13 protein-coding genes are annotated in these 13,264 nt (G+C 74.2%); 5 read left to right on the top strand and 8 right to left on the bottom strand.

The features are described from left to right. The first annotated feature begins 109 nt into the window (after nucleotides 1-109). Nucleotides 110-1,069 carry a Bug family tripartite tricarboxylate transporter substrate binding protein gene (locus HEQ75_RS13130; RefSeq protein ID WP_168031187.1) on the top strand — a complete coding sequence of 320 codons (960 nt, stop codon included), beginning with the start codon at nucleotides 110-112 and terminating at the stop codon, nucleotides 1,067-1,069. A 114-nt stretch (nucleotides 1,070-1,183) separates the two neighbouring features. Here the strand turns inward: HEQ75_RS13130 and HEQ75_RS13125 are convergent, their stop codons facing one another. The 4 genes from HEQ75_RS13125 to HEQ75_RS13110 form a co-directional block, all read right to left on the bottom strand. Beyond that, nucleotides 1,184-2,002: an N-acetylmuramoyl-L-alanine amidase gene (locus HEQ75_RS13125; protein WP_168031185.1), complete on the bottom strand. Its 819-nt coding sequence runs from the start codon at nucleotides 2,000-2,002 to the stop codon at nucleotides 1,184-1,186. Between the two features lie 68 nt (nucleotides 2,003-2,070). After that, nucleotides 2,071-2,529 (bottom strand): DNA polymerase III subunit chi, encoded by a 459-nt coding sequence (locus HEQ75_RS13120; protein ID WP_168031183.1) that lies wholly within the window; start codon nucleotides 2,527-2,529, stop codon nucleotides 2,071-2,073. Beyond that, a complete protein-coding gene (locus HEQ75_RS13115; protein WP_168031181.1) occupies nucleotides 2,529-3,959 on the bottom strand; it encodes a leucyl aminopeptidase family protein in 1,431 nt (476 codons plus the stop codon). Before HEQ75_RS13115 ends, HEQ75_RS13120 begins: the two co-directional genes overlap by 1 nt. 253 nt (nucleotides 3,960-4,212) lie before the next feature. Then, nucleotides 4,213-5,712, bottom strand: coding sequence for a leucyl aminopeptidase (locus HEQ75_RS13110; RefSeq protein ID WP_168031179.1), 1,500 nt, complete (start codon nucleotides 5,710-5,712; stop codon nucleotides 4,213-4,215). A 125-nt stretch (nucleotides 5,713-5,837) separates the two neighbouring features. Between HEQ75_RS13110 and cysQ the strand changes: the two genes are divergently transcribed. Both cysQ and HEQ75_RS13100 read left to right on the top strand, forming a co-directional pair. Next, nucleotides 5,838-6,599: a 3'(2'),5'-bisphosphate nucleotidase CysQ gene (gene cysQ / locus HEQ75_RS13105; protein WP_168031177.1), complete on the top strand. Its 762-nt coding sequence runs from the start codon at nucleotides 5,838-5,840 to the stop codon at nucleotides 6,597-6,599. Next, a complete protein-coding gene (locus HEQ75_RS13100) occupies nucleotides 6,596-7,567 on the top strand; it encodes an L-threonylcarbamoyladenylate synthase (protein WP_168031175.1) in 972 nt (323 codons plus the stop codon). Before cysQ ends, HEQ75_RS13100 begins: the two co-directional genes overlap by 4 nt. A 49-nt stretch (nucleotides 7,568-7,616) precedes the next feature. Here HEQ75_RS13100 and HEQ75_RS13095 read toward each other — a convergent pair whose 3' ends face one another. Further along, entirely contained in the window at nucleotides 7,617-7,757 is a 141-nt protein-coding gene (locus tag HEQ75_RS13095) for a hypothetical protein (protein WP_168031173.1), read from the bottom strand. 495 nt (nucleotides 7,758-8,252) lie between these two features. Between HEQ75_RS13095 and HEQ75_RS13090 the strand changes: the two genes are divergently transcribed. Next, nucleotides 8,253-8,882, top strand: a complete 630-nt coding sequence (locus tag HEQ75_RS13090; RefSeq protein WP_168031172.1) for a calcium-binding protein — start codon at nucleotides 8,253-8,255, stop codon at nucleotides 8,880-8,882. Between the two features lie 90 nt (nucleotides 8,883-8,972). Here HEQ75_RS13090 and HEQ75_RS13085 read toward each other — a convergent pair whose 3' ends face one another. Next, a complete protein-coding gene (locus HEQ75_RS13085; RefSeq protein ID WP_235961572.1) occupies nucleotides 8,973-10,022 on the bottom strand; it encodes an alpha/beta hydrolase family protein in 1,050 nt (349 codons plus the stop codon). A 109-nt stretch (nucleotides 10,023-10,131) separates the two neighbouring features. Then, complete coding sequence (locus HEQ75_RS13080) at nucleotides 10,132-11,058, bottom strand: AraC family transcriptional regulator (RefSeq protein ID WP_168031170.1); 927 nt, start codon at nucleotides 11,056-11,058, stop codon at nucleotides 10,132-10,134. 123 nt (nucleotides 11,059-11,181) lie between these two features. Between HEQ75_RS13080 and HEQ75_RS13075 the strand changes: the two genes are divergently transcribed. Beyond that, nucleotides 11,182-12,132 carry a quinone oxidoreductase family protein gene (locus HEQ75_RS13075; RefSeq protein WP_168031168.1) on the top strand — a complete coding sequence of 317 codons (951 nt, stop codon included), beginning with the start codon at nucleotides 11,182-11,184 and terminating at the stop codon, nucleotides 12,130-12,132. A gap of 29 nt (nucleotides 12,133-12,161) precedes the next feature. Here the strand turns inward: HEQ75_RS13075 and HEQ75_RS13070 are convergent, their stop codons facing one another. Beyond that, nucleotides 12,162-13,136, bottom strand: coding sequence for a Bug family tripartite tricarboxylate transporter substrate binding protein (locus HEQ75_RS13070; RefSeq protein WP_168031166.1), 975 nt, complete (start codon nucleotides 13,134-13,136; stop codon nucleotides 12,162-12,164). Between the last annotated feature and the right edge of the window lie 128 nt (nucleotides 13,137-13,264).

Genomic DNA, 13,264 nt, shown 5'->3' with positions numbered 1-13,264 from the left:
CCGGGGCGCCCCCGGGATGCAAAAGCCTTCCGTCGCGGTGCCGCAGAGGTGATCGCTTGACGGCCCCGGAAGCCGTTGCGACACCTGCCGGACCAAGGGGGAAACCAAGATGATCCGTCGCCGCAGCCTTGCCGCCGCCCTGCCCGCCCTGCTCGCCGCCCCGGCCCTGGCGCAGTCCGACCGGCCGATCCGCCTGGTGGTGCCGGCGCCGCCCGGCGGGCCGACCGACATCCTGGCCCGCGTCACCGGCGAACGCGCCGCCGCCGCGCTGGGCCAGCCGGTGGTGGTGGACAACCGCGCCGGCGCCGGCGGGGTGATCGGGGCGGAGGCGGCGATGCGCGGCGCGCCGGACGGGCTGACCCTGATCCTCGGCCACAACCAGACCCATGCCTCGAACCAGGCGATGATGCCGCGCCTGCCCTATCATGTGGTCAACAGCTTCACCCCGGTGGCGAAGCTGGCGACGGTGCACCATGCGACGGTGGTGCCGGCCGGTTCGCGGGCCCGCACCATGGCGGAGCTGGTGGCGCTGGGCCGCGACGGCGGGCGGCTGAGCTATGCCTCCTCCGGCGCCGGTTCGGCCAGCCATGTGATCTCGGAGACCTTCGTGCGGCGCTCCGGCATGAGCGCCACGCATGTGCCCTATCGCGGCGCCGCGCCGGCGGCGACGGACACGGTGGCGGGGGTGGTGGATTTCTACACCTCCACCTTCCCGACCGTGGCCGGGCTGATCCGCGACGGGCGACTGCGGGCCTTGCAGGTGGGCGCCCCGGCGCGGCTGGCGGGCTTCCCGGACCTGCCGACCTCGGCGGAGGCGGGCGTGCCCTTCATGGCGGTGGATGCCTGGTTCGGCCTGTTCGCCCCGGCCGGCCTGCCGGCGCCGATGGCGCAGCGCATCGCCGATGCGTTCCTGGGCGCGCTGCGCGATGCGGAGGCGCAGCGCCGCCTGGCCGCCGCCGCCTTCACGCTGGACCCGCTGGGCCCGGAGGCCTTCGCCGCCTTCCAGCGGGCGGAAGTGGCCCGCTGGGCGGAGATGGTGGACCTGACCGGGGTGAAGCTGGAAGGCTGAGGCGGCCGCGCCCCCCTTCCGCCAGCCCTCTCCCGCCGAAGCGGGAGAGGGCCTTTGTTCCGAGGCGTTTCCCGGGTCGTCAGGCGGTTCCGCCTGAGCTGGGACGGCGCCGGGTCACGCGGCGATGCGCCGCAGATAGGCGCCGTGGACGAAGCCGTCCGGCACCGCGTCGCCCTGCAGATCCACCTGGCGCCAGGCCCCATCCTCCCACAGCACGCGCAGCCTGGTCCGCGGCGGCAGCGTCGCCTTCACCTCGAAGCCCGGGCCGGGCCCGCCGCGCAGGTTCAGGCCGTCCCGCGCCACCACCTCGAACAGGCCGAGGTCGTTGTCCGCCAGCGTGCCGGAGCCGGCCGCGCCGCCCAGCTGCTGGAAGCGGGCGACGGGGAAGGCCGGGCCGGGGTCCTGCTTGCGGCGCGGCGCGATGTCGTCATGGCCCACCACCTCCTGGATCGTCGGATAGGCGGCGCGGATCGCCAGGGTCAGCGCCGCCACCGCCTGCAACTGCGCCTCCGGATAGGCTTCCCAACCCATCACCGGGCCGCCCTGGCGGTGGGCGCAGACCAGCACCTGGTCTTCCGCCAGGCTGCGGCCGAGCCCGGCCCGGGTCCAGCCGCCGGCCTCACGCCGGTCCAGCCAGCCGAGATTGGCGATCTCGACGCCGATGGAGCAGGTGTTCAACCCGACATGGCCGCGCCATTGCGACGGCCCGGCATGATGCGCCAGGCGGTCGCAGGGCACCGTCTGGATGATGGTGCCGTCGCGGTCGACGAAGAAATGCGCCGAAAGGCCGCGGTCGCGGATCGCCCGCACCGAATTCAGCGCGGCGCCGCCCGCCGTGTAGTGCATGACCAGGAAGCGCGGGATGATGACGCCACCCAGATGCGGGCTGGCGTCGAAAGGCACGTCATCGAGCCGATGATCCGTGATGTGCATTGTCCGGTTCCTCCGCAGGACCCGAACACAATAGGAACATTATCCGCACACGGCAAGGATTTTCCCCGTCAGGCCTTCTTCTCCCAACCCCGCGCGCCCTGTTGCCAATAGGTCAGGGCATGGCCGGCGGCCTTCGCCTGGCGCCAGCGCTCCCGCGCCTTCGCCACGGCCTCGGCGTCGCCGCCATCGAAAAGGTCCAGCACGCGGTCGAAGGCCGCCAGCTGTGCGCTCTGCGTGTTCTCCAGCAGGAACAGGAAGCGCGCCCCGTTCGGCGCGCCCTCCGGCCCGGCATCCTCCGTGGTCAGCCAGATCGGCTGCAGGGCGGCGTGGCCGCTGCGCGGCGTGCCATGCGGCAGCCAGTCCGGGTCCGGGCAGGTCCACAGCGCGGCATCCAGCGCCTCCAGCCGCGCCGGCTCCGCCACCCGCACCATCGCCCTGCCGCCGCCGGCCAGCACCCGGCCCAGCAGCTTCGGCAGCGCCTGTTCCAGCGGCGTGCGCGTCAGGTGGTAGAAGCCGTATTCCGCCATCAGGCGCGCCCCGCCGGCGGCTCCGGCGGTTCCTCGAACTGGGTCGCCACCAGCCGGTCCAGCAGCCTCGCGCCGAAACCGGTGGCCCCGGCCGGACCCAGCGCATGCGGCCGCGCCTGCGTGTCCACGCCGGCAATGTCCAGATGCGCCCAGGGCACCGCCTCCGGCACGAATTCCGCCAGGAAGGCCGCGGCATGGCTGGCATCCGGCTGCAGCCGCCCGGTGCCGGCCGGCACGCATTGCCGGATGTCGGCGATGTCGGAGGCCAGGTCCGCCCGATGGGCGGCGCCGATCGGCATCGGCCAGACCCGCTCGCCCACCGCCTCCCCCGCCGCGGCCACGGCGGCCAGCAGCGCCGCATCGCGGCCGAACAGCCCGGCCCGGTGATGCCCGAGCGCGGTGACGATCGCGCCCGTCAGCGTCGCCGCATCCACCACCGCCCGCGGCCGCAACACCCGCACCGCATGGTGCAGCGCATCGGCCAGCACCAGCCGCCCCTCCGCATCCGTGTCCACCACCTCCACCGTGCGGCCCGAGCCGGTGCGCAGCACATCGCCCGGACGATAGGAGTCCGCCCCCGTGGCATTCTCGGCAATCGCCAGCACCGCCGCCGCCGGCGCCGGCGAGCCCCGCAGCGCCAGCGCCAGCAGTGCCCCGGCACAGGCCGCCGCGCCCGCCATGTCCGCGCGCATCGCCTCCATGCCCTTGGCCGGCTTGATCGAGATGCCGCCGGTGTCGAACACCAGCCCCTTGCCGACGAAGACCACCGGCGGCGCATCGAAACTGCCGCGCCAGCGCAGCACCGCCAGCCGCGGCGGATGCGCCGCCCCGCCACCCACCGCCAGCAGCGCCCCATACCCCGCCCGCGCCAGGCGCTTGCGGCCCAGCACATCGACATGGATGCCGAACTCGGCCAGGCCCTCCAGCCGCCTGGCGAAGTTGCGCGTCGTCAGGTGGTTCGCCGGCTCCGCCACCAGGTCACGGGCGAACAGGCAGCCGCGGACCGCCGGCTCCGCCATTGCCCAGGCCGCACGGCAGGCCGCCGGATCCGCCACCAGCAGCGTCACCCGCTCCAGCCCCGGCGCCACACCCTGGGTGCGATGCGCGTCGAACCGCCAGGCGCGCAGCGCCATGCCGGCGATGAACCCCGCCACCACCGCCGGCGCCAGACCCTCCGCCATCACCACCACATGCGGCACAGCGCCCGGGCCCGACCCCAGCGCCGCCACGGCCGCCGCCCCGGCCTCCTCCGGCACGCCGAGCCCCACCAGCAGCCGGTCCGGCCCCAGCCGCAACACCTCCGCTGGCCGCGCCCGGAACCCGGCCGCCTCCGCCACCCCGCGCCAGACCTCCGGCACCTCACCCGGCACCGGCCAGACCTGGGGCAGCGCCGGATCGGCCGGGGGGCGCTTGAAGCGTGGCTTCAGCATGGGGGGGGTGCGAGTGGCCCGCCGGGAGGGCGCCGCCCTGCCCGCACCCTCCCGCCAAGGGCCAGCGGGCCCGCGGAACCCAGGCATTGAGGGGTGGGAGGGAGGAGGGGCATAGCCGCACCGCCGGACCAGCGCGCGCGCGGTGCCCCTCCTCCCTCCCGCCCCTGACCGGGTTTCCAAAGGGCCGCCGCCCTTTGGCAGGGGGTGCAGGGGGACAGCGTCCCCCTGCAAGCCACCCGCGCCACCTTCATGCTCAGGCCTCGTCCCAATCCGCCACCAGCCGGTCGAGCAGGCGAACGCCCCAGGCGGTGGCGCCCTTCGGGATCGTGGGGTGGTCCTTGCTGGTCCAGGCCGTGCCGGCGATGTCGAGGTGGGCCCAGGGCATGGGCCCGTTCTTGATGTTGACGAAGCGCTGGATGAACTGCGCGGCGGTGACGGCGCCGCCGGGGCGGCCGCCGACATTCTTCATGTCCGCGATCTCGGAGCGCAGCGCCTTGTCGTAGGCGTCGCCGAGCGGCATGCGCCAGGCGGCCTCGCCGACCATCTGGCCGGCGGCGAGGATGCGCTGCGCCAGGTCCTCGTCATTGGCGAAGAGGCCGGCATGTTCGTGGCCGAGCGCCACGATGATGGCGCCGGTCAGCGTCGCCAGGTCGATCATGCAGCGCGGTTCGAAGCGTTCCTGGCAGTACCAGAGCAGGTCGGCGAGGACGAGGCGGCCTTCGGCGTCGGTGTTGATCACCTCGACGGTCTGGCCGGAATAGGTCTTCACCACGTCGCCGGGGCGCTGGGCGGTGGCGGAGGGCATGTTCTCCACCAGGCCGAGCAGGCCGATGGCATCCACCTTGGCGCGGCGCCCGGCCAGCGCCGCCATCAGCCCGGCGACGGTGCCGGCGCCGGCCATGTCCCATTTCATGTCCTCCATGCCGCCGGCCGGCTTGATGGAGATGCCGCCGGTGTCGAAGGTGACGCCCTTGCCGATGAAGGCCAGCGGCTTGCGCGCCGCTTCGCCCTTGCGCGGCTTCGGCGCGCCCTTCCACTGCAGCACCACCATGCGCGGTTCCTGGGCGCTGCCCTGGGCGACGCCGAGCAGGGCGCCGAAGCCCAGCCGCTTCATTTCCTTCGGGCCGAGGACTTCCACCTCCACCCCCAGCTTTTCCAGCCCCCGGCAGCGTTCGGCGAATTCGGCGGGGTGCAGGATGTTGGCCGGCTCGCTGACCAGTTCGCGGGTCAGGAAGACGCCGTCGGCGATGGCGCGCAGCGGCGCGAAGGCCTGCTTGGCGGCGGTCGGCTCGGCGGTGGCGAAGGCCAGGCGTTCCAGCTTCGGCTTGTCTTCCTCCTTTTCCTTCGTCCGGTAGCGGTCGAAGCGCCAGGCGCGCAGCAGGGCGCCCATGGCGAGGGAGGCGACCAGCGCCGGGGCCAGGGTATCGGCGGCGACGGTGGCTTCGCGGTCCTGCGCCAAGGTGGGGATCATGGCGCCGCCGGCGGCCTCGGCGGCGAGCGCGGTGAGGTCGACGGGCTTGCCGAGGCCGATCGCGACGATCTTGGTGAAGCCGCCGCCGGGCGCCCAAAGCGTGGTGGCCTGGCCCTTGCGGCCCTTGAAGCCCGCCGCCTCCAGTGCCCGGGCCAGGGCGCCGCCGGTCGCGGCATCGGCCTCGGCGAACAGGCCGGCCCAGGGCGAATCGGCTTCGGGAAGCGGCAGGACCAGCGTGCCGTTGCGCGGCAGGGCGGGCTTCACGAAGGCGATGTCGGGCATGGGGCGCGTGATCCGTGTTGCTGGCCTGCCAGCCTATCACCCGCGATGGCCGGCGCCGCAACTGCGGCGCGCCCGGCGCGGCCGGGGGCCTCGCCTCCCGGGGGTGCAGACGCTATGCCCGGGGCATGGACCAGGATGCGCTGATGGCGCTGGCGGAGCGGCTGGCAGGGGCGGCGGCGGCGGCGATCCTCGCCGTGCGCGCGGCCGGCTTCGTGGTGGAGCGCAAGCGCGACCATTCGCCGGTGACGGTGGCCGACCGGGTGGCGGAGGCGCTGATCGTCGAGGGGCTGCGCCAGGCGGCGCCCGCCATTCCCGTGGTGGCGGAGGAAGCGCATGAGGCTGGTGCCCTCGCGGTGCCGGCCGGGATGTTCTGGCTGGTGGACCCGCTGGACGGCACGCGCGACTTCGCCGCGGGGCATGACAGCTTCGCGGTCAATATCGGCCTGGTGGCGGAGGGCCGGCCTGTGCTGGGGGCGGTGGCGCTGCCGGCGCATGGCGAGGTCTTTGCCGGAATCGTCGGCCGCGGTGCCTGGAAATCCGATGCCGCCGGTCGCCGGCCGATCGCGGTGCGGCCGGTGCCGGCCTCGGGCGCGGTGGCGATGGTCAGCCGGCAGCATGACCGGGACCCGCGCATCGGCGATTTCCTGGCCGCGCGCGGCGTGGCGCGGGTGGTGTCGCTGGGCTCGGCGGAGAAGCTGTGCCGGGTGGCGGAGGGCGCGGCGGATCTCTATCCGAGCCGCGGCCCGACCATGGAATGGGACACCGCGGCGCCGGAGGCGGTGCTGCGGGCGGCCGGCGGCGCGATGGCGGATTGGGAGGGCGCGCCGCTGCGCTACGGCAAGGCGGGCTGGCGCAACCCGGGCTTCCTGGCGACGGGGCGCGCATGACCCGGCTGCTCGATGATCCGGCGGAAGCCGCGGCGCTGCTGCGCGATGGCGCGCTGGTCGCCTTCCCCAGCGAAACGGTCTACGGCCTGGGCGCCGATGCCTGGAACGGCGCGGCGGTGGCTGCCGTGTTCGCGGCCAAGGGGCGGCCGCATTTCAACCCGCTGATCTGCCACTTCGCGAGTGCCGATTCCGCCTTCGCCGAGGTGGTGGCGGATGCGCGGGCGCAGGCGCTGGCAGAGCGGTTCTGGCCGGGGCCGCTGACGCTGGTGCTGCCGCGCCGGCCGGAATGCCGGGTGAATCTGCTGGCAGGCGCGGGGCTGGATACGCTTGCGGTGCGGGTGCCGGCGCATCCGCGCACGCTGGCGATGCTGGGCCTGGCCGGCCGGCCCATCGCCGGCCCTTCCGCCAACCGATCGGGGCAGGTGAGCCCGACCAGCGCGGCGCATGTGCTGGCGGGGCTGGAAGGTCGGATCGCGGCGGTGCTGGAGGGTGGCGACTGCCCGGTGGGGGTGGAGAGCACGGTGCTGGACCTGACCGGGCCGGGGGCCGTGCTGCTGCGCCCGGGCGGCGTGCCGGCGGCGGCGATCGAGGCGGTTGTCGGCCGCCTCGGCCGGCCGGTGCCGCTGGCTGCCGCGGCGGCGACGCAAAGCCTGCGCAGCCCCGGGATGATGCTGTCCCACTACGCGCCCGACCTGCCGCTGCGGCTGGCGGCGCAGGCGGTGCGGGCGGATGAGGCGCTGCTGGCCTTCGGGCCGCGACCGCTGCCGGGCGCGGGGGCGCTGTGGAACCTCTCGCCTGCGGGGGATGTGGCGGAAGCGGCGGCGCGGCTGTTTGCCGGCCTGCGCTGGCTGGATGCGGCGGGCCGGCGGCTGGGGCTGCGCGGCATCGCGGCGATGGACGTGCCCGCGGAGGGGCTGGGCGAGGCGGTGCAGGACCGGCTGTTGCGGGCGGCGGCGCCGCGGGGCTGACATCCTGTCGCGCGCCGTTGCGCGCCCATGGATGCGCCGCCGCACGCGGTCAGGCGGTGCTGCTGCTATACGCCTTCAGCGCCCGTTCCAGCATGGCGCTGAGCTGGCCGGCGACATCCGCGGCCTGCTCCCCTTGCAGTGGCGTCGCGCCACCGGCGGAATCCTGGGCGGCGAACAGGACGCCCAGCATCGCGTCGCTCAGGCTGCCGGCCGGCTGTGGCCCAGCCTGTGGTCCAGGCGGTGGTCCACCCGGCGGCGGACCGGGCGGGCGGCCCGCCCGCTCGGCAGAAACCGCCCCCTGCCCGGCAAGGTCTGCCGGGCCTCCGGCAGGGGCTGCCGGGCCGGCCGGCCCCTCCTCCTCCTGCGCCGGGCCGGCGCGAGAGGCTGTTTCGGCGCGGGACATCAGCCTGTCCCGCCATGGTTGCGGCAGGGCGGCGTTGCCAGCGCCGCCTGCCCCTGACATCTCCATCATGGAGTCCCTATCCGCCCGCCGGCATAGCGCCGGACGGGTTGTCCGCCCGCCGGCGGGATTGCCGGCGGTGCGGCGGCCCGTTCAAGCGGTGTGCCGCGGCGGCGGCCGCCCCTCGCCGGGCGCAAGGCTGGCGCTATGAGGACCAGAGGCAGGATCTTGTCCCTGCCCCTGTCGCAATGCTGCTACTGCGGGCGGACCAGAAGGAGGATGCCCATGGCCGACAGCAAGATGATGCCTCTCGACGAATCCGCCCTCACCAAGGTGACAGGCGGCGCCTTCCAGCAGGGCACGGCCGGCAACGACACGCTCGGTGGCAGCACGAATGCCGATGTCATCTTCGCGGGCGGCGGCAACGACCAGGTCGCCGCCGGCGCGGGCAACGACCAGATCTACAGCGAGGGCGGCAACGACTACATCCAGGCCGGGTCCGGGAACGACTTCGTCTACGGCGGCACCGGGCAGGACACGCTGTACGGCGGCGCGGGCAGCGACCAGCTGCACGGGGAAGACGGCAATGACCACCTGGATGGCGGCGCGGGCGATGGCGCGGCCGATCTTGCCCTGGGCGGCGCCGGCAGCGACAACTTCATCTGGGGGCCGGGCGACGGCAATGACGAGTTCCGCGGCGGCGACGGGACGGACACGCTGCAGGTCGTCGGGATGAGCATGGAGCAGCTGGTGGCGTCGCTGGCGCTGGACGCCCAGGGCCTGCAGATGCAGGTCAGCGACAACATCGTCAGCTTCGTGGATGCGGCGGGCAACCCGGCGACGCTGAGCGGCACCGTGACCTTCGGCGGCGAGACCCTGCGCTTTTCCGAGGTGGAGCGGATCCGGCTGGGCTGAGGCGCCGCCGGGCCACCCTCTCCGCCCGACCGGCGGAGAGGGCCTTGCCGACTGCCTGGACGGCGCCAGCCTGGACGACCGGCGCCGGGATTACCGATGCAGGCCCTTGGCGGCCAGCCAGTCCTGCACCAGCTGGGCGACCCGGTCGCTGTTGCGGTCCATCATGACCATGTGGCTGTTGCCGCGGATGCCGCGCTCCGGCAGGTCCACCACATCGACGCTGCCGCCGGCCGCCCGCACCGCCTCCGCGAAGCGCACGCCATTGCCGCGGATGGTCGGCCAGCGGCTGTCCTGGGCGATGTAGTCGCCATAGACCATCAGCACCGGGATGTTGCGCAGCGCCGCCACCTTGGCGATGTCGCCGATCGCGGCGGGCTCGATCAGCACCAGGGCGCGCACCTTGTCCGGGCGTTCCTGCGCCGCGCGCCAGCCGAACAGCCCGGCCTGGCTGTGGGCGACGACGACCGAGGGGCCGACGCGGTCGAGCAGGGCGAGGTAGGCTTCCAGCGTCAGCCCGTCCGTGGTGGTGAAGCGCGGCACGATCTGCCGCATGAAGTTCATGTAGCTGTCGCGTTCGGCGGGGAACTGGTTGCCCGGCAGCACCTCATTCCGCTGGAAGCTGCCCTGGCCGGCGCCGATGCGGAAACGCTCGAAGGGGTTGTCCACCGTCAGCAGCAGGGGCTGGCCGCCGGTCTGCTCCGGGATCATGGTCCAGCCGGCGCGGCCGCGCTCCACCGCGTCCGAGACATAGGTGGGCCAGCCCTGGCGCAGGAAGAAGTTCTGCCAGCCTTCGCGGCCATCCGGCGTCGTCTCCCAGGTCACGCCGGTCAGGCCGCCGCCGTGCCACAGCAGCAGCGGCGCCTGGCCGCGCGGATTCGCGGGGATCATGTACTGGGCATACATGCCGCCCATCAGGTAGGTGCCGTTGGGATCGACGCGGGCGGGCACGCCGCCGGGGGTGAACAGCACTTCCCGCACCGGCTGGCCGGAGATCACCACCTCCCGCCCCCCGACATGGAAGCTGCCCCAGCTCTGCAGGCTGACGGGCGGCGGGGTGGGGGCGGATGGCTGGGCGGAGGCCGGCATGGATGGCCCCGCCACCACGGCGGCGAGCGCCATGGCGAGGATGGTCTTGTGCATGGTTTTCTCTCCCTCGAGTCCCGGTCGTGCCGGGTGCGGGAGTGGATCATGCGGCGCGGCGTCGCACCATGTGCCGGCCCGACATGGCAGGGTGCCGCTTCGGGCGGACTCACGGCCCGGCGGGCCGCGTCGCCTCCCGCACATAGCGCCCCGGCGCGCATCCCATGCGGCGGGCGAAGGCCGTGCTGAAGGCATTCTCCGAGGTATAGCCGAGCGACAGGGCCACCTCCGCCACGCTGCGGCGGTCCTGCACCAGGCGCTCCGCGGCCAGGGTCATGCGCCAGCGGGTCAGGTAGCCGATGGGCGTCTCGCCGACCCTGTCGCGGAACCGCCGGGCGAAGACCGAGCGCGACATGCCCGCCCGCCGGGCCAGATCCGGCAGGGTCCAGGCGAAGGCGGGGGCCGCGTGAATCGCGACGATCGCGGCACTGATCTGCGGATCGGCCAGCGCGGCCAGCCAGCCGATCTCCCTCTGCGCCCCGGACGCCAGGTGCAGGCGCAGCGCCTGCACCAGCATCATGTGCGACAGCTGCTGCGCGATCAGGAAGGCACCGGGCCGTGCCTCCCGCATCTCCTGCATCATCAATTCGATGGACCAGCGCAGCCGCGCCTGGTCGCCGGAGGTTTCGACCTTGATGATCGGCGGCAGGCTCCGCAGCAGCGCCCCGGCGTGGCGGCCATCGACGTCGAAGCGGCTGCCCGCCAGGTAGACATCGCCGCCGCCATTGCAGGTGACGACCGCGCCGCTTCGGTTCGGATCCAGCACCTCCCGCGCCGGTCGCGCCGGCACGGCGGGATCGCTGCCGATGCAGACGGGCCGGCCGCTCGGCAGCACGAAGCAGTCGCCCGCCTGCAGCCGGACCGGCGCCGCGCCACCCTCGAGCCAGAGCCAGCAGGCGCCGCGGATGACCGCGTAGCATTTGATGCGGCCGGCAAGGTCGTCCAAGGCCAGCGCCCAGGCGCCGCCGGCATCGAACCCCGCGGTGATGGCGCTGCGCGGCTTGAGCAGCGCCAGGATCTCGGAGAGCGGGTCCATGGGCACCCCGGACGATCACGGAGGAATTCGGGATGATCGCGCATAGATCATCCCCGCCCCCGGGTCTATCCCGCGCCCCGGCCGGTCTCGCGGCGGGACCGGCCTGGCAGGCGGAGAAGTCGGATGAAGGCAGCGATCATACAGGCTTTCGGCCAGGCGCCGGCGCTGGGCAGGTTCCGGGAGCCCGAGGCGGCCGAGGGCGAGACCCTCGTGACGGTGACCGCGGCGCCGCTGAGCCCGATCGTGAGGATGCTGGCCGCCGGCCGGCACTACACGAGCGGCGGCACGGCGGGCTTCGTGCCGGGGGTGGATGGCGTGGGCCGCACGGCGGATGGCCGCCGCGTCTATTTCCTGTTTCCCCGGGCGCCCTTCGGTTCCATGGCGCAGCAATCGGTCGCCGCGCACGGCTCGACGGTGCCGGTGCCCGAGGCAATCCCGGACGACCTCGCCGCCGCGATCGCGACCGCCGGGCTCGCCGCCTGGGTCGCGCTGACGCGGCGGGCGAGGCTGCGGGCCGGGGAGACGGTGCTGGTGACCGGCGCGAATGGCGCCGCGGGGCGGATGGCCCTGCAGGTCGCCCGCCACCTGGGCGCCGCCCGGACCATCGCGGTCGCCCGGAGCCGGGCGAAGCTGGAGGGCATCGCGGCAGATGCAAGGATCGCGCTGGACGAGGACGGGGACACCGACCTGCGCGCGGCCTTCGACCGTGGCGTCGATATCGTCCTCGATTTCGTCTGGGGCCCGCCGGCCGGGCGCATCCTGCGGGCGGCGGCCGCCAACCGGGGCGCGCGGACGGGCGAGCCGCGGCTGCGCTACGTGCAGATCGGCACCGTGGCGGGCGAGGAGATCCCGCTGCGCGGCGACCTCCTGCGCGGCTCGGGGCTGGAGCTGATGGGCAGCGGCCTCGGCAGCCTCGCCCTGGCGGCGCTGGTGGCCGGGGCCGGCGAATTGCTGGCCGCCGCCCCGGAAGCCGGCTTCACGCCGGCCTTCATCAGCCTGCCGCTGGACCGGATCGCGGAGGCCTGGAACGGCAATCCGGCGGTGCGCTACATCCTCCAGCCCGACCAGAGTTGAACCGCCGGTCGGGCCGGAGCCGGCGGCTGTCAGTCCACCGTGATGCCGGCCTGGCGCACCACGGTGGCCCAGCGCTCGCGCTCCCACTTGATCAGCGCGGCGAAGCCGGCGCCGTCGAGGCTGGAGGGCTCGGCGCCCTCGTCGCGCAGGCGGCGCACCACGTCGGGGTTGGACAGCGCGGCGCGCATGGCGGCGAAGATGCGCGCGCGCACCGGCTCCGGCGTGCCCTTCGGCGCCAGGACGCCGTACCAGGCGGTTGCCTTGTAGGTCGGGATCGTCTCCGCCACCGTCGGGATGGCGGGGAACAGCGCCATGCGCGCCTCGCCGGTCACCGCCAGCGGCCGCACCGCATTGCTGGTCATCAGCCCGACCACGGAAGGCAGGGTGGTGACCATGAAGTGCAGGTGGCCGGCGACCACGTCGGTCAGCGCCGGGGCGGCGCCACGGAACGGCACGTGTTCCGCCTGCAGCCCGGCCATCTGCAGCATCAGCGCCGCCGCCAGGTGGCTGGCGGAGCCGTTGGAGGCGCTGGCATAGGTGATGTCGCCGCGCGCGGCGCGGATCTCGGCCAGCAGTTCCGGCAGGGTGGTGGCCTTGGAGCGCGGGCCGACGACGACGATCAGCGGCGCATCCGCGACCAGGCCGATCGGCTCCAGCGCCGTCTCCGGGTTCACGCGCATGTTGCGGAACAGGGAGACATTGACGCTCATCGGGCCGTGATTGCCCATCAGCAGGGTGTAGCCATCGGCCCGGGCGCCGGCCACGACCTCCGTCGCAATGTTGCCGCCGGCGCCGGGCCGGTTTTCCACCACCACGGTCTGGCCCAGTGGCTGGGTCATGGCCGCGGCCAGGGTGCGGGCGATGAGGTCGGTGCCGCCGCCGGGGGCGAAGGCCAGCACCAGGCGCACCGGGCGCTGCGGGTAGGCTTCCTGCGCCCGGGCGGGGCGGTGGGCGAGCAGCGGGGCGGCGAGGCCCGCGGCGATCAGGGTGCGGCGATGTGTCATGCGGCAAGTCCGGTGGCTGGGTCCGCGCCTTCTCCCGCCGCCGGGGCCGCCGCACAAGCGGCGAATCCGGCGGGGCTGCCACGGCGGGAACGGGGGCTTGATCCGCCGCGCCGGCGTGGCCCCTATGC

The organism is Falsiroseomonas selenitidurans (genome assembly GCF_012103215.1).
Lineage (GTDB): Bacteria > Pseudomonadota > Alphaproteobacteria > Acetobacterales > Acetobacteraceae > Falsiroseomonas > Falsiroseomonas selenitidurans.
The sequence above is the reverse complement of the archived record's forward strand: the minus strand, read 5'-3'. Positions and strand labels throughout refer to the sequence as shown.